This window comes from Deltaproteobacteria bacterium, assembly GCA_016709225.1.
In the GTDB taxonomy this organism is placed as follows: domain Bacteria; phylum Myxococcota_A; class Polyangia; order Nannocystales; family Nannocystaceae; genus Xiheibacterium; species Xiheibacterium phototrophicum.
Map to the genome: position 1 here is coordinate 1164970 of JADJEE010000001.1, position 22238 is coordinate 1187207.

The window sequence follows — 22238 nt, forward strand, 5'->3', positions numbered from 1 at the left end:
GGGGTCCCGGCCTCACTCGGGCCAGGGCTGCAGCGTGCGACTGGGACTGCCGTCGTGGATCGCCGGCCAGCCGTCGTCGCCCCACACGATGCGATCGACCAGCACCTGCCGCCCGAGCGCGCCGTCGTGGGTGCCGTCGCCGGCGTTGGTCCACGCGTGATAGACGAAGATGTCGTCGTCGCCGACGTGGACCACGCTGCCGTGGCCGGGCCCGACCCAGCGCTCGTTGTTGCCGAGGATCGGTGCGCCGTGCTTCTGGTAGGGGCCGAGCAGCGCGGGCGCCCGCGCGACACCGGTGCGATAGCGGTGGTCGTAGACGTTGCCGCTGTAGAACAGGAACCACTCGCCGTCGTGCAGCACCAGCCACGGCGCCTCGATCACGCCGCCCTCCCAGGTGCCGGGCTCGTTGACGAGCAGCTGCGTCGCGCTCGAGCCGGCCGCGAAGCCGGAGCCGTCGGGCAACAGCTCGCGCGCGAGGATCGGCGTGGGCGCGCCGACGCTGTTGCCGTCGATCTTGTACACGAGGTAGCGGGTGCCACCGTCGTCGGCGACGGTGGCATCGATGACGCCCTGGTTGTGCTGCACGAGCGGCCCGTCCGAGACCGTCCACGGCCCGTCGATGGTGTCGGCCCAAGCTGCGCCGATGCACAGGCGGTTGCTGCCGTCGACCGTGGTGAAGTACGCGACCAGGCCATCGCCTTGGTGGTGCAGCTCGGGCGCCCAGTTGCGGCCGCCGTTGTCGGCCCACGGCGGCTTGCCATCGGGCAGCAGGAACGTGTCGGTGTCGTGCCACGTGACCAGCTGCGCGCTGCGGCGCACGCGGAACTTGCCGCCGGTGCAGACCATCGCGTAGCCGGGCGTGTCGTCGTCGTCGAGCGCGACCACACCCGGGTCGGGGCAATCGAAGCCGACCACCGGGTTGCGGTATGGCGGCTTCGGGGCGGAGCTCGGCGCGAGCTCGGGCAGGGTCGTGAACGCCGACGGCGGGATGGTCTGCTCGGGCACGTCGGTGCGTGACCACGACAGCGCGATCGAGGCCTCGAGGTCCCACTCGAAGTACTCGATCTCGATCGCCACGGGCAGGTCGGCGACCAGTGCGATCTGGCCCTGCGAGCGCGTCACGTAGTGCGGCTGCCAGTCGTCGATCACCAGCGTGCCGTCGATGCGCACCCGCACGCCGTCGTCGGCATCGACGAGGATGGTGTAGAGGTCGCTGCTCGGCGCGGTCAAGAACCCGCGCCAGCGCACCGAGACGTGATCGGCCTGGTCGCCCCACGGCGGCGCCATGCCCCACGCGTGCACGACCTCGGGCTCGATCGTCGTCGCGATCGGCGTCACGTGCTCGGCGAAGTACTCCGCCGTGATGCCTGCCACCGGCTCCGGCGGCGCCTCGCCGGAGCTCGACGCGTCGCCCTCACCGGAGCTCGACGCCTCGCCGACGGTGGTCGCCGCGGTCGTCGCAGGGCCCGCGCTCGTCGACCCCTGCGCGCCCGAGCTCGAGCCCTCGCTACCGTCGCTGCGGCCATCACCGCCCTCGGCGTCGAGGCTGCACGCCAACGTCCACGTCACCAGGATTGCCGCGCGTCGGGCCACGGATCAGTCGTGGCACGCAGGGGCCGGGGGCGGCAATCCGTAGAACGATCGATCGCGGTGGATCGCGGGCGCCCGCGGCAGGGATCGAACCTGCGACCTACGGTTTAGGAAACCGTCGCTCTATCCAACTGAGCTACGCGAGCCTGACCGGCGCGAAGGTAGCAGAGCCGACGGTCCGCGTCAGCCGGGCGAGTGCTTGGCGAGCCACGCGAGCGCCTCGGCCTGGTCGCCGAAGGCGCGGGTGCGGGCGCGGTGGGCGAGGGCCTCCATGTTGAGGCGGACGGCGAGCATCTCGGAGCGCAGCACGACGGCGACGACACAGCGCTCGCTGATGGCGCGGACCCACGCGATGATGTGCTCGCGCACCGCGGCCTCGGTCGCGGTGGTCTCGCGGTTGTCGAACACGAGCTTGCGTGCGCCGCAGTCGGCCAGCGCGGTCTCGATCGCGGCGACGAAGCGCGCGGCGCCGGCGAGATCGGGCGCACCGCGCTGCCAGACCTCGAGCCGGTCGTCGACGGCGGTGAGCCGGTACTCGTGCGAGGCAGCCATGCGACGCGGGGCCTGCCATCAGCATAGCGCGGCGGCCTCGACGCGAGCGCGTCCTACTCCGGACCCCACCACGCCGCCTCGTCGATCATCGACGGATCGAGCGCGGTGTCGGGGTGGGCCAGATGGACGCGGAACACCAGCGCCCACCGACGCATGAGCTCGACGTCCTCGCGTGCGCGCCAGGTCGTGGCCTCGGGCACCTCGAGCATCGTGGGGTCGTGGGCCTGCAGGCGCTCGTGGGCGCGCAGTCGTTCGTGCTCGGCCTCCCACTGGGTGACCGCGGCGTGGCCGAGCGCGTCGGGCTCCGCGAGCACGCGTGCGGCCCAGCCCCTCGAGATCGTCCGCCCACGGATCGACCGCGCCGGTGGCGGGCTCGAGGCGCACGATCCCGTGGCGGTGCAGCGCGAACTGCCGCCCGAGAACGTCCTCTGCGAAGAAGTAGAGTGTCGTGGCGTGACGCCAGGTTCCCCGCCACAGCGTGAGCGCGTTCCAGTCGTCGTTGCCGCGCACCTGGGCCACCGTCACCGACGGGCGCACGTACAACGCACCGTCCAGGGTTCGGAATCCATCTCGCAGATGCAGCAGCGATTCCACCTCCAGCACACGCTCGCGGGCGGCGGTGATCGGGACCTCCCGCAGGCGCGCCGGCACGCGCGAGTAGGCGGGGCCAGCACGGGTGAGCAACTCCACGAGCGCGCGGTTCTTTGCCATCGGAGAGCCCGAGCATACCGCTCCACATGCGGTGCGATTTCCGGCGCGCGCGCGAGTCCGCACCCACGCCACGACGCGAGGTTTCGCAGCTCGGCCAGGTGGCCGCGACGCGGCACGCCGCTGTTAGGATGCGGCCATGCTTCGGACCCGTCTCCTGCCTTGGCTCGCGCTCGTCGGCGTGGCCGTGCCCCCGGTCGCCGCCGGCGCCAGCACGCTGCGCTTCAACACCACCGCCGCCGGCAACGTCACCGCCACCGGCAACACGCTGGGCCTCGCGAAGGAGCTCAACGCCAACGGCCCCGGCACGCGCGACTCGATCGGCACCTTCATCACCCTCGACCCGACCTCGATCGACAACCACCCCGTCAATCTGGCCAATCCGTGGGGTGTCAACACCACCGAAGACTGGACCGAGAACGGCGCCGAGGCGGTGCTGGTGCTGCCCAAGGACGCCGAGGTGCTCTACGCGGAGCTGGTGTGGGGCGGCAGCACGTACTACGGACCGACCGAGGACGTGACCGCGTTCCTCGACGACGCCGTCACGCTCGGCTTCGGCGTCGACGCGACCGACGTGTCGCCCGATCCCGAGACCGGTCTGGTGATCGACGAGCCCGGCAACGGCTTCCTCGCCCACTACTACATGCGCACCGCCGACGTGACCGCGTTCGTGGCCGAGCACGGCGCCGGCACCTACGACGTCTCGGGCGTGCCCGGCACCCAGGACACCTCGATCAACTCGCTGAACGCGGCGGGCTGGACGTTGGTGGTCGCGTACCGCGACAGCGCGCAGCAGATCCGCAACCTCACCGTGTTCGTCGGCGGCTCGTTCGTCGACGAGAACGCCACCGAGGACTACGAGTTCGAGGGCTTCTGCACGCCGCCGATGGGTCCGTTCACCGGCGGCGCGGTGGTCAGCGCGATCGAGGGCGACGCCAACCTGGTCGGCGACCAGCTGGTCATCGGCCCCAACGCCGCTGGGCCGTTCGTGAACCTGTCGGGCCCCAACAACCCGCAGAACAACTTCTTCGCCTCGCAGATCAACGGCGCCGACGGCCTGCTCGACAGCTCGGGCAGCTTCGGCAACGCCAACCACGACGCGATCCTCGGCATCAATGCCAGCGGCGGTCGCCAGGGCTGGGACATCACCCATGTGGGCCTGTCGTCGGACGACGGCCAGCTCGACAACGGCCAGACCGCGGCGGTGCTGCGCACCCAGACCACCGGTGACTCCTACGTGCCGACCACGGTGGCGTTCGCGATCGGCGTCAACGCGCCCGACTTCTCCGGCAAGGGCACCGGCGCCAGCATCGATCCCGGCTCGCTGGCGATCGACGACGACGCCACCGTCACCGTCACGATGAACAACGTCGGCCTGGTCGACGCCGAGAACATCGCGTTCACCATGCCGCTGCCCAACGGGCTCTCGCTCGACGCGTTCACGATCGACGGCAACGCCGGCGACATCGATGGCAATGCGGTCGCCGCCGCCGACCTCACGACCGGGGTCGCGATCGGTACGGTTGGTCCCGGCGAGGTGCGCCAGATCGTGGTGTCGCTGTCGGCCAGCGGCGAGCCCGATGATCCGGACGCCGGCTGGACGCTGGCGCCGGGCTGGACCTACGACTACGTGAGCTGCGTCGGCGAGCCGCCGCTCGAGGAGCCCTACAACGCGCCGTGGCTCGAGCTCGAGTTCGAGCCCGCGGCCGCGACCACCGGCGGCGCCGATGAGAGCGGCGGCACCACGGCCGCCGACAGCTCGGGCGGTGCCGACTCCGACAGCAACTCGGCGTCGGCCAGTGAGGGCGACGCGAGCGCGAGCGCCAGCGCGACCGACTCGGCCGACGACAGCGGTGGCATCAGCGACAGCGACTCCGCGGGCGTCGGCGACGGCAGCGACAACGGCTGCGGCTGCACCACCCGGCGCGGTCCGGCACCGGCCTCGTTGCTGCTGGTCGGCGCGGGCGTGCTCGTCGTGGGTCGCCGTCGTCGCCGCGCGCGCTGACGCCGGTGGCGTCGCCGGTGGGCCGTCAGCCGCGACGGCCCGCCGGGATCACACCGCGAACGTAGCGACCCTGGTGGGGCTCGGCCGCGAGGCCGTGATCGACCAGCCGGCCATCGACCAGGCGCAGGAACACTGCCCGGTTCATGTACGCCTTGGCGGTCGCGCGCTGCACCGTGAACAGCGACACGTCCTTGCCCGGGCCCGCGCAGTCGAGGATGCGTCGCACGCACGTGTACGTCGTCAGCAGCGGGCGCAGCTTGGGCGCCAGCTGCTGGCCCAGCGGTGACAGGCTCGACACCGTCGACGACAGGAACCCGAACGACACCACCAGCACGCGGTCCGAGCGTGCGGGCAGGGGCTCCGCGAACACGTCGTAGCGCCGCCATGGCTGCCGATCGAGTCGCTCGAGGTAGGCGTCGCGCTCGACGGCGTTCATGGCCCGGCGTTGGCCGTGGCCACCGGTGCGCACCGCAAACGACAGGCCCAGGCCACGTGCATCGCTGGGGGCATGGAGATCGAGCGCCAGCAGGGGCACCCCGAACAGCGACTCGAGGTAGGGCGTGCCGAAGCCGGCGCCGAGGTCGAAGCGGTCGTCGCAATCGGTGGGGATGCGGGCGAAGCCCAGCTCGGGGTCTTCGCGGATCCAGTCGTACACGCCGACGATGGTGTTGGTGTCGCCGCCGACGTGCTTGAGCGGGCCGCCACGCGCGAGCACGTCCTCGATCCAACGCAGCAGCAGCGCGTCGGCGTCGAGCAGCCGCGGCAGGAACTCATCGGCCAGGCGCGCTTGATCGGCCTCGTGCTCGCCGAAGATCGCCGCGGTCGCGTTCTGCACGAGCACCTCGAAGTACGGCACCATGTGCTCGGGGTGCTCGGCGAGCTCGTCGAGCCGGTGCATGGTCGCGCGGGTGCTGCCGTCGTCGGCCTCGTAGCGCTCGAACGCCCGCCGGTTGACGCGGTTCATGCGGCTCACCACGAGCCGGCTGAAGCGGCTCGGCTGCGCGCGGTCATCGATGCGGGCCTGCCAGTGCGACGCGCCCAGCCGGGCCTGCATGTACGTCAGCGGGGCCTTGGTCAGCAGCCGCGTGACCAGCCGTGCCGCGAGGTCGCGGGTCGCGTCGTCGGTGACCGACAGCGACGCCAGCTGGGCCACCAGCTCGGCGTTCGTGCGCCGCGTGCCTCGGGCCGCGCGGGTCAGGAAGGCGGCCACCGCATCGGTGGGCGCAGGCATGGGGGCGTCGTGGTCGGAGGTCGGCACGGGCGAAGCCGCGGGTATCGCATGCTCGGCGCTGCGGACCCGAATTCGCGGTGCAGCGGGGCCTCCGGGCGGGTTTCGGTCCGGGCGCACGCCCCCAAGCCCCAGTCCAGGAATTGCCGATAATACATATTATGTAAAGTCAGAACCATGGGCCGGCCAGGGGGGCTCGAGCGCGGCGACCAGCTCACTCGATCGGAAGCCAGAAGCGCGGCAGCGGCAGCCGGAAGCGCCACGACCAGCTCACTCGATCGGAAGCCAGAAGCGCGACAGCGGCAGCCAGATGCGTTCGGCGCGGCCCTTGACGTTGCCGCGCGGCACGAACGGCCGGTGGCGCACGGCGGCGGGATCGATGAAGTTGGTGCGGTCGACGGCCTTGCCGGCGGCGCGGTGCGCCAACGAGACCGCGGTCGCGCGGTCCAGGCACAGGCCCTTGCGGCACTCGATGCGCACGACCACGTCCGACTGCGGCACGCCGAAGACCATCGCGAACGCGCCCTCGCCCTCGTCGTCGGCCGGCAGCTCGCCGGCCATCGCGCCCTCGGCCACCGAGGCGTCGGCGACCAAGCCGTACTGGTTGCCCAGCGCCGCGACCTTCGCTGCCAGGCCCTCGGGCGGCTTGAGCCAGGCCTCGATCTCGACGCTGTGGTCGTGGCCGCGGACGGTGCCCTCGAGCGAGAGTCGATCGAACACCGTCAGCTCCGGCATCCCGACCGGGAGCTCCTCCCAGCCCGGCACGTCGCCCGAGGTCAACAACACCCGCAGCTTGCGACGGTCGCCGGCGGCCGCGGGCACGCCCTCCGCCACGACCTTGCCCAGCGCCGTGGCCTTGCCGGCGTCGCTGCAGAAGCTGCTGCCGCACTCGAGCACGACCACCATCTCGCGGGTCTCGTCGGTCAGCACCAGCGCGAAGCCGTCGGGCCGCGCGACCAGCAGCGCGTCCTCGCCGAGCTCGGGGACCCGCTGGGCCATGCCGGTCGAGCTGCCGAACGACCACAGCGCCGCGTCGCGGACGAAGCTCGCGGTCTCCTGCGGCTTGCGGAACGCCCGCAGGCGCACCTCGTCGCGGCCAGACTTGCCGGCGGCCTTGCCGGGCTTGACCAGCACGCGCTCGAAGAAGTGCTCGCGTGCGTCTCCGCGGCCCGACCACTGCGGCGTGTAGCGGACGCGCTTGGGCGTCTCGAGCAGCGTGCGGGCGTCCTGGGCGGGGTTGGTCTGGAAGCGCGCGAGCACGTCGGCGAGCAGCAGGCCCAGCTTGGCGTCGTCGCGGCAGACCCCCGCGCCGCAGCGCAGGTGCAGCACCGAGGCCTCGTTCTCGAGCAGCAGCACCGCGGTGCGGCCGTCGGGGTCGTGGGCGACGTGCATGCGATCGACGGCGGCGCCCTGCTCCAGCGCCCGGTCGCGCTCGGCTCCACCGGTGGCCGCGGTCAGCAGCTCGGCCATCGTGCCCGGGCGGCCGCCGGCCATGCCCGATGCGACGGTCTCGAACACCGCGACGGCGCCCAGCGACGGCTTGCGCCACACCTCGAGCACCACGTCGTGGCCCTCGGAGCGGTGGTTGGCCAGGTACGTCACGCGGTCGTGGCGGCCGTCGTCGAGCTCGGTGACTTCTTCGTTGCGCTCGAGCTGGAACTGGGTGTCGCCGGTGAGGTCGCGCAGGTCCTTGGCGGTCAGCAGGCTGTCGACCCCGACCGCCTCGACCTCGACGGTCCACTGCAGGCTGTCGTGGGAGAGATTGCGGTTGTCGCCCATCACCAGCAGGTGCCCGGCCGGGACCTTCCAGGTGCGGGGCTTGGGCGCGAGGTCGTCGCGGTCCTCCACCGTCAGCACGTAGCGGACGACGTAGGTCTTGCCGTCCAAGGTCTCGTGGAAGAGCTGACAGTTCGAGACCGTCTTCACGCCGGCCTCGTCGAGACAGCGCTCGCTCATCGGCTCGCGCGCGAGCACCTCGAAATCGGCGTCGCCCTCGCGCTTGATCGAGACCTGACGCCCGACCACGCGGATCTCGTCGCCGGGCAGCCCGATCACCCGCTTGATGAAGTCCTCGGACTCGTCGAGCGGATATCGGAACACCACCACGTCGCCGCGCGAGATGTGCCCGAGTGATTCGCCCACCACGGTGGTGGTGAACGGCACCTGGATGCCGTAGACGAACTTGTTGACGAAGATGTGATCACCCGCGCGCAGGGTCGGCATCATGCTGCCCGACGGGATCTTGAACGGCTCGTAGAAGCACGAGCGCAGACCCAGCGCGACCATGACCGCGATGAGCACGTTCTCGACGGTCTCGCGGATGGCACTCTTGCGTGCGAAGCTGGCGTGGCGGTGCAGCAGCTCGTCGAGGCGCTCGGCCTCGTCCTCGACGCCGTGCCAGTCGTCGTTGGCGCGCAGGGTGTCGATCGCCGCCACCGCCGCCCGCATGGCGTCGGCCGGATCGGCCGCGATGCGGGTGCCGTGCTTCTTCAGGATCCGGCGGGCCTCCTTCTGTAGCAGCCGCGCGGCGGACTTGACGTGCCGCCGCGAACGACGCTTGCGCGGCGCCGCAGCGGCCGCGTCCGGCGCCTGCGCCGGCTCGCTCACTCGCCCTCCAGGCTCAGCACGGCGTGGAACGCCGCCTGTGGGATCTCGACCGCGCCAATGGCCTTCAGACGCCGTTTACCCTTCTTCTGTTTCTCGAGCAGCTTGCGCTTGCGCGAAATGTCGCCGCCGTAGCACTTGGCGGTCACGTCCTTGCGCATGGCCTTGACCGTGGTACGGGCGATCACGCGCGAGCCGATCGCGGCCTGGATCGCGACCTCGAACTGCTGGCGCGGCACCAGGTCCTTCATCTTGATGCACAGGTCGCGGCCGCGGTTGTAGGCGGTTTCGCGGTGGGTGATGAGCGAGAGTGCGTCGACGTTCTCGCCGTTCACCAGCAGGTCGAGCCGCACCATGTCGCTCTTGCGGTGGCCGGCGGGTTCGTAGTCGATGCTGGCGTAGCCGCGTGAGCGGCTCTTGAGGATGTCGTAGAAGCCGAACACCACCTCGGCCATCGGCAGCTCGTAGACCAGCTGCACCCGCGACGGCGTCAGGTAGCGCAGGTCCTTCTGGATCCCGCGTCGCTGCTCGCACAGCTCGAGGATGGGGCCGACGTACTCCTGCGGCAGCTGGATGCGGGCCTCGATCACGGGCTCCTCGATCGACTCGTAGTCGCCGAGGTCGGGGAACTTGGCGGGGTTGTCGATGACGGCGGTGCTGCCGTCCTTGCCGTGCACGATGAACTTCACGCTCGGTGCGGTCGTGATGAGGTCGAGGTCGTACTCGCGCTCGAGTCGCTCCTGCACGATCTCCATGTGCAGCAGGCCCAGGAAGCCCAGGCGGAAGCCGAAGCCGAGCGCCAGCGAGGTCTCGGGCTCGTAGCTGAAGCTGGCGTCGTTGAGCGACAGCTTCGCGAGCGCGTCGCGGAGGTTGGGATAGTCGGCGTTGTCGGTCGGGAACACGCCGGCGAAGACCATCGGCTGGATCTCCTTGAAGCCCGGCAGCGGCTCGGCGTGGGTGTCGTCGGGCTCGGCGATGGTGTCGCCGATCTTGCTGTCGCCGACCTCCTTCACGTTGCACACCACGAAGCCGACCTCGCCGGCCGACAGCTCCGCGAGCTCGATCATCTCGGGCGCGAACACGCCGGTTGCGATGACCTGGTAGCTCTTGCCCGTCGCCATCATGCGCACGCTCATGCCCGCGCGCATGCGGCCCGAGAACACCCGCACCATCGAGATGACGCCGCGGTAGCTGTCCCACCAGCTGTCGATGATGAGCGCCTTCACGCGGGCCTCGCGGTCGCCCTTGGGCGGCGGCACGCGGTCGACGATCGCCAGCAGCAGATCGTCGATGCCGATGCCGCTCTTGGCGGAGACCATCAGCGCGTTCGAGCAGTCGAGCCCGACCATCTCCTCGATCTCGCCGCGCACGCGCTCCGGCTCGGCCGACGGCAGGTCGATCTTGTTGATCACGGGGATGATCTCGAGGTTCTCGTCGAGCGCCATGTAGACGTTCGCGAGCGTCTGGGCCTCGACGCCTTGCGCGGCGTCGACCACCAGCAGCGCGCCTTCGCACGCGGCCAGCGAGCGCGAGACCTCGTAGCCGAAGTCCACGTGGCCCGGCGTATCGATGAGGTTCAGCTCGTAGACCTCGCCGTCGGGCGCCGTGTACGCCATGCGCACGCTCTGGGCCTTGATCGTGATGCCGCGCTCACGTTCGATGTCCATGCGGTCGAGGTACTGCGCGCGGCCCTCACGGTCGCCGATGAGACCGGTGGCCTCCATCAACCGATCGGCGAGCGTGCTCTTGCCGTGGTCGATGTGGGCGATGATGCAGAAGCTGCGGATTTGGCTCTGCGGCGGCGCGGTGGGCACCACGGGCTTGGCCTGCGGATCGGGCATGTGAAAGCGCCAGCTGGGCGGGGCGGCAGACGTACCACGAAAGCCGCTGGCTTGCCGATGGCGGGCGGGCACCCCTAGAGTACCCCTCGTGCGACGTCGTGGGCGGTGGAGTGGACGCGGTGCTGCCGGTGCCCGCGCTGGGATCGCGGTGCTGACCCGTTGGCCCGGCGGTATCGTGCTGGCATGCGCGCTGGCCACGGGCTGCGGCCCGAAGCCCAAGCGCGACGAGGGCAGCAAGGCCCCCGACGAGTCCGCGGAGGGCGCACCCACCGTGTCGGCGCCGCCCAATCCCAACATGCGCGCGCTGGTGGTCGACACGGCCCGCTGTGACACCAAGGGTGGTCGCGCCGACCAGGTCGATCTGAACCACGACGGCCGCGGCGATCTCGTGTCGATCTACGCCGGCGCCCAGGGCCAGACGCTGGTCTGCAAGCAGGCCGATCTCAACTTCGACGGCCGCCTCGACGCCTACTTCCACTTCGACGACAAGGCCAACATCGTCCGCGAGCAGTTCGACCTCGACTTCGATGGTCGCATCGATGTCGGTCGCCACTACCAGGACCGCGCGCTCGTGCTCGACGAGCAGGACTTGAACCGCGACGGCTATGTCGACGCGTGGCGGCGCTACGAGAAGGGTCGACTGCTGCGCATCGAGACCGACCGCGACGGCGACGGCAAGCCCGACATGGTCACGTACTACCTCGCCGGTCGCATCGATCGCGTGGGCTACGACGTCAACGGCGACGGTCGCTTCGAGCAGTGGGACCACGACGCCGCGAGGCGGGCGCGGGTCGCCGAGACCTCGCGCAGCAGCAAGCGCGCGAGCGAGTCCGGTGGCACGAAGGAGGCCGAGTACGTCGAGGAGCCGGGCAAGGACAAGCCGCCCGCCGACGCTGGCGCGACCGGAGATGCCGGCAAGGACACCGCCAAGGACAAGGGCGGCAAGGACAAGGGCAAGGACGCCACGAAGGACAAGGGCGCCACGAAGGACGCCGGCAAGGGCAAGGACGCCAAGCCAGCGAGCGACAAGCCGGCGAGCGACAAGCCAGCGAGCGACAAGCCGGCGAGCGACAAGCCGGCGAGCGACAAGCCCGCGAGCGACAAGCCAGCGAGCGACAAGCCGGCGAGCGACAAGCCGGCGGCCGCGAAGCCGACACCGGTGACGCCTGCCAAGCCGCAGTCGCCCGGTGGCGCCAAGCCGCTCACGCCGGCGAAGCCGAGCGGCGCACCCAAGGCCGGCTGACGCCTTCGCGTCGCATTCGGCCGGCGTTTTCGGGTAGGCTACGCGCGCCCACGATGACGGATCCCGAAGAGCCCCAGGACGACGTCGCGCCCGCACCTTCGGCGACCGTCGCGACCGACGACGAGACCTCGGATCTGCCGGACGAGGAGTCCGACTACGGCCCCCCCTTCTCCGCCAAGACCTTCGGCGGCTCGTTCGTGTGGGCCTTGACAGCGACCGCGTCGAGCTGCTCCCGGCCGCACCGGTCTTCATCGACCCGGGCAAGAACTACCGCCTGGTCGCGATGACCGAGGTCGAGCTCTTCACGGTCTACTCGCCGATGAACTGATCGCGACCGGGTGCGGCGCGTCGCTGCACCGGGCTCGCCCTCCCCCGCGCGAGCCGCCCTAGCCGCAGACGAAGTAGCAGCCGTTGCAGCAGTCGTGGTTCCACGGTGCGCACGGCGTGCCGGCGCCGACGCAGCAGGGCCCATCGTCGATCTGGCAGCCGGCGCAGCTGGGCGTGCCGCCGTAGCCTTCGCCGAGCTCGTCGCAGGTGAAGCCGTCGAAGTCGGCGGTCTCGCAGGTCTCGCCGGGCTCGACGATGCCGTTGCCGCAGATCGCCATGCTGCTGTCGTCGCCACCGCTGCTGGCCGACGAGTCGCCGCCGTCGCCCTGCGAGGCGCCGCTGCTGTCGCCGGCGCCGTCGCCCGCGGAGCCGTCGGCATCGGTGACGACACCGGTGTTGCCGTGGCTGGCTCCGCCGGCGCTGGCCGAGGTGCGGCCGGGGCCGCTCTCGCCGTCGCCGGCATCGGTGGTGTCGACCGCCGCGGTCGCGGTGCCATCGGCGTCGTCGTGCTCGGCCACGCCGCCGGTCGGCTCGCCGCCCGAGTCGAACGTGCAGGCCGCGAGCAACCACGCGATCACCCCAAGCACCCGCTGCCTTCGCATGCGCTGCCCCACCCGCTCGCGATCGTAGCAAGGCGGCGTTGCGCTGGGAAGCGCGCGCGGGCCCGCGCGATCACAGGCACTCGAGCTGCGGGTCGCCGGGAGCGTGACAGCGCAGACACACGCGGCGGTTGTGGCTCGCCAACGCATCGCACCTCGCCGAGCGCGCGAAGTCGGGCCCGTGCGGGCTGACATCGAGGCCGGGCTTGGCCGCCTGTGTGGTCGCGTGGCAGGCCAGGCAGCTGTCCTCGGTGTGGCACGACACGCAGGCCGAGAGGTTGCGCTGCGCGGCGTGTGCGTGGGCCTGCGGCATGCCGGGCGCACCCGACCAACCATCGGGGTGGAACTGCAGCGGGCCACCGACGCCGAACTCACCACCGGCGCGATCGGAGAAGCCCACGCGCTCGTGACAGCCGAGGCAGAAGCTCTGTTGACGGTGACAGCTCTGGCAATCCGAGAGCGCACCGCGGGCGTCCTGGGCGTGCAGCGTCAGGTAGTCACCGGCGTGGATCCGCATGGGCCGGATCGAGCCGCCGTGGCAATCGGTGCAGAAGCTGTCGTCGTGACAGCTCGCGCACAGCTGCGGGTTGGCCTTCGCGATGCTGGTGTGGTCCTCGACGAACGCCAGATCGTGCGCGGCCCCGTGGGCATTCGCGCCGCGGGGCACGAGTGCTGGCAACGCGCGATCGTCCTGGGCGCGCGTCATCAGGCGCCCGTCGGCGCCCGCGGGGTGACAGGTCGCGCAGGCGTTGGCGGCCTGGAAGCCGTCGTGGCAGCCGAGGCAGCTCTGCTCGCTCGGTAGCTGCAGCACGGAGCCCAGCCGCACGCCCTTCATGTCGTGGCAGTCGCGGCAGCTCGAGCCGGCGTCGACGTGCTTGGCGTGATCGAAGTGCAGCAGCGGCCGCGGCATGCGGACGCTCGCGCGCAGGCGGTTCTGCTCGTCGAGCTGGGTGTGACAGGTCGCGCAGCGGGCCGGGGTCTCGGGCGTGCGCGGGTGCTGGTCGCCGTGGCAGCCATCGCACGCGGCCCCGGTCGGCAGCAGCAGGTCGGCCGACTTGTGGCTGCCCTTCGCCGCGGCGTGGCACGCATCGCAGTCGAGCCCGAGCCCGAGGTGCTGATCGTGGGTGAAGCGCAGCGGGATGTCCTGCGCGGGATAGACCGCGCCGCCGCGCATGACGGGACCGCTCGCGACGCCGGCGGTCGCCGGAATCTCGCCCATGTTGCGGGGCGGCTTGCCCTTGCGCAGCACCGGGCCGCGGCCGGTGCCGGCCGGTCGCACGCCGGGCTGCGGGCCCGCGAGCGATTGCTGCAGCCCGCACACCAGCGCCACGCAGAACGACAGCAACACGAGCAGCGATGCGCGGCTCATCGACGACCTCCCCGCACCGCCCAGTCGACGCTCAGCATCGCGAGCGCGCGGAAGGCCGAGCGATAGAAGCTGGTGAACAGCTGCTCGCCGACGAGGTTGAGGTAGATGCCGTGGGCCATGCGGAGGTTGCCGCCCAGCTGCAGCGCCGCCGAGTAGCCGCGGCGCGCGGCGACCAGATCGTCGCGGTAGCCGACCGCGTAGAGCCGGGCATCGAGCGCGAGGCGGTCGTAGACCACGTGGGTGCGGGTGTCGAGGTCGCCGCCGATGCGGCCGCCGCCCTCCCCTGCCATGCCGAACAGGTCACCACGCGCCGCGAAGCGGCGGCGACGGTAGGCGAAGCCGGTCGCGCCGCCGCCCCCGAAGCGCGTGCGTCGATCGGGCGCGGTGGCCAGCGCGGCGGTGGTGTCGGCGCGGAAGATGCGGCCCTGGAAGCGGCCGTAGAGGGTCCAGTACGGCCCCGGTCGCACCTCGTAGACCGCCCGTACGTCCTCGATGGCCTCGCTCGCGAAGACGTTGAAGATGGAGTCGAGATCGAAGCTCGGCACCGTGCGGATGTACTGCGCGCGCAGGGTGTGCAGGTCGGTCAGCGCCCAGCTGAGCATCGCGCTGGTGTCGTCGAGTCGATCGGTGCCGAGGTTGTAGCGGGCCGCGAACGACGGCGACACCTTGCCGGCCGCCAGGCGCAGTGCCAGCGTCGCGGTGACGAACTCCTGATCGACACCGCGACCGAGTCCGCGGCTGCCGTCGGTGCCCTCGAGGTCGCGACCGAAACGCTCGGGCGTCCAGGTGCGCCGGTACGCGAAGCGAGCGTCCATGAACTTGACGCTGTCCATCGCGAACGCGGCCCCGACCATCGGCGTCGTGATGCTGTCGCTCGGTGTGTTGCTGGTGCCGTCGGGCGCGTAGTCGACCAGGCCGAGGATGTCGCTGGCGTTGACCGTGAAGCCGCCGAAGGCCTCGAACGCGAGGTGGGCCGGCGTGCGGGCACGGATCCAGCCGCCATCGAAGGCGTAGAAGTCGAGCCCGCTCATCTCGAATTGGCGACCGACGCGGAAGTCGACCGCGCCGCCCAGGTTGCGGCCCTCGAGGTAGCCGTAGAGCATGTCGAGCTGACGGCCGTCGATGGCGTTCAGCAGGCCCGCGCTGGCGCCTTGGGCCGAGCGACGGAAGGTGCCGAAGTCGTGGCGGATCCGCAGGCTCGACACCACCTGCAGCTGGCCGTCCTCGGGCGCGCGCTGCAGCTCGTCGACGCGCTTGGGCGGCAGGATGCGGTACACGCCGATGCCGACGTACTGCACGAGCCGGCGGCGACTGAGCAGCGTGCCCTCGGGCCCGGGCTGCCGCACCATGTAGCCCTCGCCGATCGTGCGCGAGACCGTGCGGACATCGGCCGCCTGCGCCGACGCGCTGCTGACCAGCGCGCCCACCAGCGCCCACGGCAGCGCGCGGCCGTGGGCCGCCCTGCGATGCCGCGATCCGCGGGCGCGTGGCGACGCCGCGAGGCGACACAGTGCACGGGCCCAGGGCACGGCGGCTATGCTATGCCACAACGCCGCGACTTCGCTACGCGAGCGCGGCCCGACCCAGGCTGGAAGACGAAGGCAACTGCGTGGTCGCAGTCGTCGGAGCCGCGCGCGTCGCCATTGCGCGATCGACGTGGCGCCGTATGCTGGGAACGATGAAGTGGCGAAGGCGGGCCGCGTACGCGTGGGCAGGCGCGTGGTGGATGGGTGGCGTCGCGTGCTCGCACGAACCGGGCGTGGTGGTAGCGGGCACGGCGAGCACGGGCGCATCGTCGTCGGGCACCGGGGGGCCCGCCACGGGCAGCACGACGGGCGATGGCAGCATGACGGGGACGCAGGGCACGACCGGCGTCGGCACCAGCGACGGTAGCAGCGGCGATCCGGGTACCAGTACGGGCGGTGCGACGACCAGCTCGTCGAGCGACGACGGGCCGGCGTGCATGTTGCCGGCGGCGACGGGCAGCAGCTCGGGTGACGACGGGCTGCCGCTGGATCTCGGCGATGGCGGTGGGTGTGGCAACGGCGTGGTCGAGGTTGCGCTTGGCGAGGTGTGCGACGACGGCAACGCCATGGGTGGCGATGGCTGCGAGAACGACTGCACGAGCAGCGACGACGTGGAGCCGGAGTTCACGCTGTTCATGGGCGGGCCGACTGGCTGGGCCGACTGCGGCAATGGGGCTGCGTTCGACTCGGCGGGCAACCTCGTGTTCGCGGGCTCGGTGAACAACAGCGTCTGGATCCGCAAGTACGATCCTGCGTACCAGGAGCTGTGGACGGTGACCTACCCTGCCCCGCCTGGGGTGCTGTGCTTCGACGTGCCGGTGGCGATCGACAGCGCCGACAACATCGCGTTCGCGGGCGTGACGGGCACGCTGGACAACGTCGACTGGCTGGTGGGGATGCTGGATCCCGATGGAGGGGAGCTGTGGAGCGCGGTGTACGACGGGCCGGTGGGGCGCAACGACTACCCGAAGGACGTCGTGGTGGATGGCAGCGATGACCTGGTTGTGGTGGGGAGCCGCGAGAATCCCGTCAATGGGACCGAGTCCGCGATCCTCAAGTTCACCACGGATGGCTTGCTGCTTTGGTCGGAGTTCCTCTCGAGTGGCAATGGACAAGCCGACGTGAACTGGTCGGTGGCAGCCGACGCGTGTGACAACCTGTTGGTGTCGGCGGCGCAGTACAACGATGGGACCGGCGCGGACATCGTGGTACGGAAGTACGACGCCGATGGCGGGCTCGAGTGGGAGCGGTTCGAGGTCGGACCCCTGACGGACTGGGGATACGGGATCGGGGTCGATCGGCTTGGCCGGTCGGTGGTCGCGGGCGCTCAGCCCGGCGCGTCGCCGTACTTCGACTTCTGGTTGAGGAAGTACGACGCGGATGGGACCGAGCTGTGGACGCAGTCGTGGGACGGCGGTGCCGACGACCACGACTACGTTCGCGATGTCGTGGTTGCGCAAGACGGCACGACCTGGGCCGCGGGCGCAATCACGGAGCCTGGAGGCTATCCTCATGCCGTGGTCATGCGCCTCGATGAGAACGGCGCGGTCGTCTGGACGCGGCACGTCATCGAGGTCGGAGGTTGGCTGGAACTCGCGCGAGCGCCGGATGGGCGGATCGCGGTCGCCGGCGCCTCGCAGCTGCCGTTCCCGTATGACGCGGAGGCTCACTTCGCGGTCTATCCGCCGTAGCCGCCGGCCCATCACAGTCGCAGGATCCAGGCCTTGAGGCGGATGCCGACCGATGTGACGTTGCTGTTGGTCGGCCCGACGAGCTGCCATGTCGGCATGGCGCCACCGGGCGTGATGGGTAGCGTGAAGTCGGTCATGACCCAGCGGCTGCTCGCGGTGGCGTACAATTCGCGGGGACGCTGCGCGGGCGCTCCTTCTTGGTCGTCGATGCTCAGGAAGGTCAGCACGCTGGCGGCCTGAGTTGCAGAGATCCTCAGTTCGAGCACCGCCCCGACGGCGTTGGCGGGCATGTGCGCGAAGGCGAGGGCGGTCGGGGGCACCGGGGCGGTGCGGGAGCCGGAAAACAGCAGCTGTCGGTCATCGCCGCGCAAGAGCTCGATGCCCTCGGTGAAGGGGCGATACGGGGCGGCGTACTCGCCGTCGACGAGCCAGACCGAGTCGACGAGCACCTGCTGCCCGCTCGGTGCTGGCTGCTCGGCCGGTCGCGCTATCCTCGGCGAGGCGAGGTTCGCTCGGTCTCGCCTTCCCACCCATCACGCCATGCCCATCCGATCTGCTGCGCCGTTGTCCCTCGCCCTGCTGGTCGCGTGCGCCGGCACGCGGACCCACCGCCGCGGTGGCGACGGCCCCACCACGCCGTTCGTCGACGCGCCGGCGGCGGGCGTCGACGACGCAGAGGTGGATCGCCTCGCGGCGCTCGAGCACGGCGACAGCCGAGCCCGCGCGGTGCGACTGGCCCGGCTGCTCGACCTCTTCGACGCCGCGCGCATGGGCGACGACGCCGACGCCCGCGACGTGCTGTGGGCCGCGCTGGGTGGCCACGGCACCGGGCGCGGCGTCGAGGCCACCCGCGAGGCGCTGTCGCGACTGCTCGCGATCGCGATGGCGCTCGACGAGGCCGGCATCGCCGACGACGACGCCGCACAGCTCGTGCACGACGCCATCGCCATGCTGAGCTCCGATCTGCAGCCGCCCGGCGACGCCGAGGGCCTGGCGATCCGCACGCTGTCGTACCGCACGCTGGCCGAGTCTGGTCACCCGCAGATCCGCGACAACGCTCGCTGGCGGCTGTTCGATCACGCCCGCACGACGCTGCATGCCGCGATCGAGGCCGCACCGGCGCAGCGCGAGGCCATCGCGCAGCAGATCCGCTACATCGAGGTCGAGGACCTGGGTGACGTGCTCGACGACGGCGATGTGCACCTGCGCCCTCGCTGGCCGGGCCCGGTCCCGTTGGTGGCGCTGGTGACCGGCGTGCGCACCGAGCTGGCGGCCCAGCCGACGTGGTCGTCGCTGCTGCAGCGCCGCGCGGCGCTCGACGAGGAGCTCGAGCGGGTCGCGCTGGCGACCCTGCCGGCCGCGCGCGCGCCCGACCCGATGGGCGCGCTGCGACCCCGCGGCACCGGCGTGCCCGAGAGCATGGCGCCGGTCGTGCGCATCGCCGGCGGGCAGATCGAGCTCGACGTCGGTCGCCCGCAGTCGCGGCGGCTGCCGCTGGACGACGACGACATCACCGCCATCGCCGACGCGATCGAGGCCGTGCTGCTGCCCGACGGTCGCGGCACGCTGCTGCTGGTGGTCGAGCCGCAGACGCCCGCGCCACAGCTGCGTCGCGCGTTGCGGGCGTTGCGTCGTGGCGGCGCGGCGCGCATCGAGCTCGCGATCGCCGAGCCCCACGAGCGCGGTGGCACCGTGACGGTCGCGTTGCCGCTGGTGGTGGTGCGCGCGCAGGAGGCCGGCGTGGGTGGGCGCGCGCTGCAGGACGCGCGCATCGACGTGCACGTCGGTGGTCGCGGCTTCGAGCTCGCGATCGACGGCGCGTGGTTGCAGGGTACGCTGGGCTCGGGCGCGGAGCTCGAGCGTCGCCTCGACGAGCTGCGCCGGGCCTATCCACGCGAGCGCACCGTGACGATCGATCTCGGGCTCGACGCTGCATACGAGCAGATCCTCGACGCCGCGATCGCGACCGCTGGCGGCGCGAGCCCGCGCTTCGCGGTGCTCGGCTGGCTCGGTGACGAGTCGCGGCCCGCCGGCACACCCAGCGTGGCGGCCGGCGAGCGCCTGGCCGCGCGCCTGGCCTGGGCGGCGCTCGGGGCCCGGCTCGCCATCGAGCAGCCCTTCCCGCTGGCCGGCGATGATCAGCCGCGGCTCGAGGCCTTCGCGGCGGCCCTGCCCCGCTGCCTGCCGGAGCTGCCGCGAAAGCCCGCGCCGCGGACGGCCGTGCGCGTGGACGCGACGCTCTCCGAGGGCCGCGTGGCCGCGATCGCGGTCGCCAAGCTGCCGGGCCTCTCGGCCAAGGAGCTGGTGCCGCTGCAGCGCTGTCTGGAAGACGAGGCGCTCGGCGTCCGGTTTCGCGAGCATCGCGACACCATCGCGATCACCCTGCGCGCCGGCCCGTGACGCGCGGGGGCAGCCGCGCCCGTTCGCGAGGCGCGAGCGCTACACCAGGATGTTCTGCGCCAGCTTCGTGCGCTCCTGCGTGTTCACGCGCTCGCCCGGCACCGCCAGCCCGCGCACCGCGGCCGGCCGCGCCGCGATGGCGTCGAGCCACCGCTGCAGCGCCGGCAACCCCTCGATGCTCGCGCCGGACCACGCGTGCGTGCGCACCCAGCACCAGTTGGCGATGTCGGCGATCGAGTAGCTCTCCGCGAGCCACTCGACCTCGCCGAGGCGCCGCTCGAGCACCTCGAAGAGGCGACGCGACTCCCGTTGGTAGCGCTCGATGGCGTAGGGGATCCGCTCGGGGGCGTAGCGCGCGAAGACGTTGGCCTGGCCCATCATCGGACCCACGCCACCCATCTGGAACATCAACCACTGCAACGCGACGCTGCGGCCCTTGGGGTCCTGCGGCAGCAGCTTGCCGGTCTTCTCGGCGAGGTACCACAGGATCGCGCCGCTCTCGAAGACCACGAAGTCGTCGGCGTCGTGATCGATGATCACCGGGATGCGGCCGTTGGGGTTCTTCGCGAGGAACTCGGGGGTCTTCTGCTCGTTGGCCCCGAGGTCGATCGCGCGCACCTCGTAGGGCAGCGCGAGCTCCTCGAGCGCGACGGAGACCTTGTGGCCGTTGGGGGTGGCGGCGGTGAGCAGCTCGATCATGGGATCCTCCTCGCGGTGCGAACGTGACGCGCCATGGCCTCGTACGTCACGGCGCCCCGCGAGGTTAGCCCCGCGGTCGACGTCGTCGCAGCAGCACGACGAGCAGGCCCCACCACGGCCCCGCAGCGGCCCCGCTGCCGTCGCTGCCGTCGCTGCGGCACTGACAGCCGCCGGTCCCGGTGTCGTCGACCGCCGGCGCGCCCGAGCTGCCGCCGCCGCTGTCGTCGGCGCCGCTGCCCTCGCTGCCGACCGGGCCGTCGTCCCCGCTGCTGCCCGCGCTGGCCTGGCCGGAGCTGCCGCCGTCGCTGCTGCCCGTCGAGCCGCCGCTCGAGCTGCCGCCGTCGCTGCTGCCGTCGCTCGAGCTGCCGTCGCTCGAGCCGCCCTCGCCGCCCGAGCTGCTCGCCGACGCGTCGACGTTGCAGTGGGTGCAGCCGTCGTCGTCGACGTCGTTGCCGTCGTCGCAGTCCTCGATGCCGACGTGGAGGAAGCCGTCGCCGCAGGCCGCGAGCTGACACATCGTGCCCACGCAGATGTCGCTGTCGTCGTCGTTGCCGTCGTCGCAGGCCTCGACGCCGGCGTGGACGAAGCCGTCGCCGCAGCTGGGCAGGACGCAGCCGACCAGGCACGCGTCGGTCGGATCGGCGTTGCCGTCGTCGCAGGCCTCGGTGCCCTGCAGCACGTAGCCGTCACCGCAGATCGCCGGATGGCACGACCCTGGGCAGTCGTCGCCGTCGTCGAGGTCGCCATCGTCACAGGTCTCGACGCCCGCGTGCAGGAAGCCGTCGCCGCAGCTGGCCGCGATGCAGCCGCTGAGACACGCGTCGGTGTCGTCGTCGTTGGCGTCGTCGCAGGGCTCGGTGCCGGTGTAGACGAAGCCGTCGCCGCAGGTCGGCAGGATGCAGCCGACCAAGCAGCCGTCGCCGTTGTCGTCGTCGCCGTCGTCGCAGGGCTCGATGCCGGTCTGTACGAAGTGGTCGCCGCAGGTGGCTGGCACGCACGGGCTCACGCAGGCGTCGTGGTTGTCGTGGTTGCCGTCGTCGCACAGCTCGCCGGCGGCCTCGTCGACGATGCCGTCGCCGCAGCCGGGCGGGAATCCGCCCTGCGCGGCCCAGTCGATCGCGCGCAGGAACATCTCGGTGGCGTCGGGGATCGAGCCATCGTGCAGGGCCTGCGTCGCGTAGGCCTCGTACTCCGCGGTGAACAGCGGGCCGAGCGTCACCACACGGCCACCGCCGACCTCCCACAGCGCGCCGTCGGGGGTCCCACCGTTGCTGCTGATGGTGAGCGCGCCTGGCTTGTGGGCGCCCGAGTAGGCGTCGTAGGAGGGGTTCGCCCAGCTGCCGAGACCCTCGACGATCTCGTGGTTGCCCGCGGGGTCGACGGTGCCGTTGTTGATGAACGACATCGACGGCAGCACCGGCGCGACGGCGTTCAAGCCCGGCGCGACGATGGCGTCGTTGTAATAGAACACCCAACCGGTCGCGACCAGGCCGCCGCCCTGTTCGACGTAGTCCTGGATCACGGCGTCGAACAGCGGCAGATCGTGGCCGACCGCGTAGCCGCTGCCGCTCAGCACGATGGCGGCGTACTGCTGGATCTCCGGCAGCGTGTCGAGCTCGCTGGCGTCGACGATGGTGACGGTGTGGCCCCGGGCCTCGAGCAGCGGCTGGATCACCGAGTAGGCGTCACCAGGGTTGCGCAGCGCGGCGCCGACCGGGGCCTCGAGCGCGACGTCGGCCGCCCAAGCGGACTCGCCCGCGAGACCCACGAGGGTCGCACCCACCCACGACCACCACCATCCGCGACGAACCATGTCGCGATGCTGGTCCGAGGTCGGCGCCGCCGTCAAGCGACGC

At 71.5% G+C, this 22238-nt stretch carries 16 protein-coding genes and 1 tRNA gene; 4 read left to right on the plus strand and 13 right to left on the minus strand.

Going from position 1 to position 22238, the window contains the following annotated elements; translation table 11 throughout:
- Nucleotides 1-12 precede the first annotated feature (12 nt).
- From IPH07_04895 to IPH07_04910, 4 genes are all read right to left on the minus strand, one after another.
- Entirely contained in the window at nucleotides 13-1593 is a 1581-nt protein-coding gene (locus IPH07_04895) for a family 43 glycosylhydrolase (protein ID MBK6916717.1), read from the minus strand.
- A gap of 69 nt (nucleotides 1594-1662) precedes the next feature.
- Nucleotides 1663-1736, minus strand: a tRNA-Arg gene (locus tag IPH07_04900).
- A gap of 37 nt (nucleotides 1737-1773) precedes the next feature.
- Nucleotides 1774-2142 carry a hypothetical protein gene (locus IPH07_04905; GenBank protein ID MBK6916718.1) on the minus strand — a complete coding sequence of 123 codons (369 nt, stop codon included), beginning with the start codon at nucleotides 2140-2142 and terminating at the stop codon, nucleotides 1774-1776.
- Nucleotides 2143-2195: 53 nt separating this feature from the next.
- Entirely contained in the window at nucleotides 2196-2456 is a 261-nt protein-coding gene (locus IPH07_04910) for a hypothetical protein (GenBank protein MBK6916719.1), read from the minus strand.
- Nucleotides 2457-2989: 533 nt separating this feature from the next.
- On the opposite strand from IPH07_04910, the gene IPH07_04915 reads away from it, so the two are divergent.
- Nucleotides 2990-4855 (plus strand): hypothetical protein, encoded by a 1866-nt coding sequence (locus tag IPH07_04915; protein ID MBK6916720.1) that lies wholly within the window; start codon nucleotides 2990-2992, stop codon nucleotides 4853-4855.
- A 25-nt stretch (nucleotides 4856-4880) separates the two neighbouring features.
- On the opposite strand, the gene IPH07_04920 is transcribed toward IPH07_04915, so the two are convergent.
- The 3 genes from IPH07_04920 to lepA form a co-directional block, all read right to left on the minus strand.
- Nucleotides 4881-6086: a hypothetical protein gene (locus tag IPH07_04920; GenBank protein ID MBK6916721.1), complete on the minus strand. Its 1206-nt coding sequence runs from the start codon at nucleotides 6084-6086 to the stop codon at nucleotides 4881-4883.
- A 267-nt stretch (nucleotides 6087-6353) separates the two neighbouring features.
- Complete coding sequence (gene lepB, locus IPH07_04925) at nucleotides 6354-8690, minus strand: signal peptidase I (GenBank protein MBK6916722.1); 2337 nt, start codon at nucleotides 8688-8690, stop codon at nucleotides 6354-6356.
- On the minus strand, nucleotides 8687-10528 hold the full coding sequence (lepA, locus tag IPH07_04930) for an elongation factor 4 (protein ID MBK6916723.1): 1842 nt from the start codon (nucleotides 10526-10528) through the stop codon (nucleotides 8687-8689). The genes lepB and lepA overlap by 4 nt, the downstream gene beginning before the upstream one ends.
- 148 nt (nucleotides 10529-10676) lie before the next feature.
- Here lepA and IPH07_04935 point away from each other — a divergent pair, with 148 nt between their 5' ends.
- Complete coding sequence (locus tag IPH07_04935) at nucleotides 10677-11771, plus strand: hypothetical protein (GenBank protein ID MBK6916724.1); 1095 nt, start codon at nucleotides 10677-10679, stop codon at nucleotides 11769-11771.
- 386 nt (nucleotides 11772-12157) lie between these two features.
- Here IPH07_04935 and IPH07_04940 read toward each other — a convergent pair whose 3' ends face one another.
- The 3 genes from IPH07_04940 to IPH07_04950 form a co-directional block, all read right to left on the minus strand.
- Complete coding sequence (locus IPH07_04940; protein MBK6916725.1) at nucleotides 12158-12700, minus strand: hypothetical protein; 543 nt, start codon at nucleotides 12698-12700, stop codon at nucleotides 12158-12160.
- A 70-nt stretch (nucleotides 12701-12770) separates the two neighbouring features.
- On the minus strand, nucleotides 12771-14066 hold the full coding sequence (locus tag IPH07_04945; GenBank protein MBK6916726.1) for a cytochrome c3 family protein: 1296 nt from the start codon (nucleotides 14064-14066) through the stop codon (nucleotides 12771-12773).
- Entirely contained in the window at nucleotides 14063-15595 is a 1533-nt protein-coding gene (locus tag IPH07_04950) for a hypothetical protein (GenBank protein MBK6916727.1), read from the minus strand. The genes IPH07_04945 and IPH07_04950 overlap by 4 nt, the downstream gene beginning before the upstream one ends.
- Nucleotides 15596-15744: 149 nt before the next feature.
- Between IPH07_04950 and IPH07_04955 the strand changes: the two genes are divergently transcribed.
- Nucleotides 15745-17283 (plus strand): hypothetical protein, encoded by a 1539-nt coding sequence (locus tag IPH07_04955; GenBank protein ID MBK6916728.1) that lies wholly within the window; start codon nucleotides 15745-15747, stop codon nucleotides 17281-17283.
- Nucleotides 17284-17294: 11 nt separating this feature from the next.
- Here the strand turns inward: IPH07_04955 and IPH07_04960 are convergent, their stop codons facing one another.
- Nucleotides 17295-17732 (minus strand): hypothetical protein, encoded by a 438-nt coding sequence (locus tag IPH07_04960; protein MBK6916729.1) that lies wholly within the window; start codon nucleotides 17730-17732, stop codon nucleotides 17295-17297.
- Between the two features lie 91 nt (nucleotides 17733-17823).
- On the opposite strand from IPH07_04960, the gene IPH07_04965 reads away from it, so the two are divergent.
- Entirely contained in the window at nucleotides 17824-19683 is a 1860-nt protein-coding gene (locus IPH07_04965) for a hypothetical protein (GenBank protein ID MBK6916730.1), read from the plus strand.
- 39 nt (nucleotides 19684-19722) lie between these two features.
- Here IPH07_04965 and IPH07_04970 read toward each other — a convergent pair whose 3' ends face one another.
- The gene (locus tag IPH07_04970) at nucleotides 19723-20382 is read right to left on the minus strand and encodes a glutathione S-transferase N-terminal domain-containing protein (GenBank protein ID MBK6916731.1); all 660 of its coding nucleotides are present in this window, start codon (nucleotides 20380-20382) and stop codon (nucleotides 19723-19725) included.
- Nucleotides 20383-20446: 64 nt separating this feature from the next.
- Complete coding sequence (locus IPH07_04975; GenBank protein MBK6916732.1) at nucleotides 20447-22195, minus strand: DUF4215 domain-containing protein; 1749 nt, start codon at nucleotides 22193-22195, stop codon at nucleotides 20447-20449.
- Nucleotides 22196-22238 lie beyond the last annotated feature (43 nt).

Excerpts from the sequence above, each read along its gene's own strand:
- IPH07_04955 (MBK6916728.1), top strand. The coding sequence starts at position 15,745 with ATGAAGTGGCGAAGGCGGGCCGCGTACGCGTGGGCAGGCGCGTGGTGG.
- IPH07_04945 (MBK6916726.1), bottom strand. The coding sequence starts at position 14,066 with ATGAGCCGCGCATCGCTGCTCGTGTTGCTGTCGTTCTGCGTGGCGCTG.
- lepA (MBK6916723.1), bottom strand. The coding sequence starts at position 10,528 with ATGCCCGATCCGCAGGCCAAGCCCGTGGTGCCCACCGCGCCGCCGCAG.
- IPH07_04915 (MBK6916720.1), top strand. The coding sequence starts at position 2,990 with ATGCTTCGGACCCGTCTCCTGCCTTGGCTCGCGCTCGTCGGCGTGGCC.
- IPH07_04970 (MBK6916731.1), bottom strand. The coding sequence starts at position 20,382 with ATGATCGAGCTGCTCACCGCCGCCACCCCCAACGGCCACAAGGTCTCC.
- IPH07_04940 (MBK6916725.1), bottom strand. The coding sequence starts at position 12,700 with ATGCGAAGGCAGCGGGTGCTTGGGGTGATCGCGTGGTTGCTCGCGGCC.
- IPH07_04905 (MBK6916718.1), bottom strand. The coding sequence starts at position 2,142 with ATGGCTGCCTCGCACGAGTACCGGCTCACCGCCGTCGACGACCGGCTC.
- IPH07_04920 (MBK6916721.1), bottom strand. The coding sequence starts at position 6,086 with ATGCCTGCGCCCACCGATGCGGTGGCCGCCTTCCTGACCCGCGCGGCC.
- IPH07_04965 (MBK6916730.1), top strand. The coding sequence starts at position 17,824 with ATGCCCATCCGATCTGCTGCGCCGTTGTCCCTCGCCCTGCTGGTCGCG.
- IPH07_04975 (MBK6916732.1), bottom strand. The coding sequence starts at position 22,195 with ATGGTTCGTCGCGGATGGTGGTGGTCGTGGGTGGGTGCGACCCTCGTG.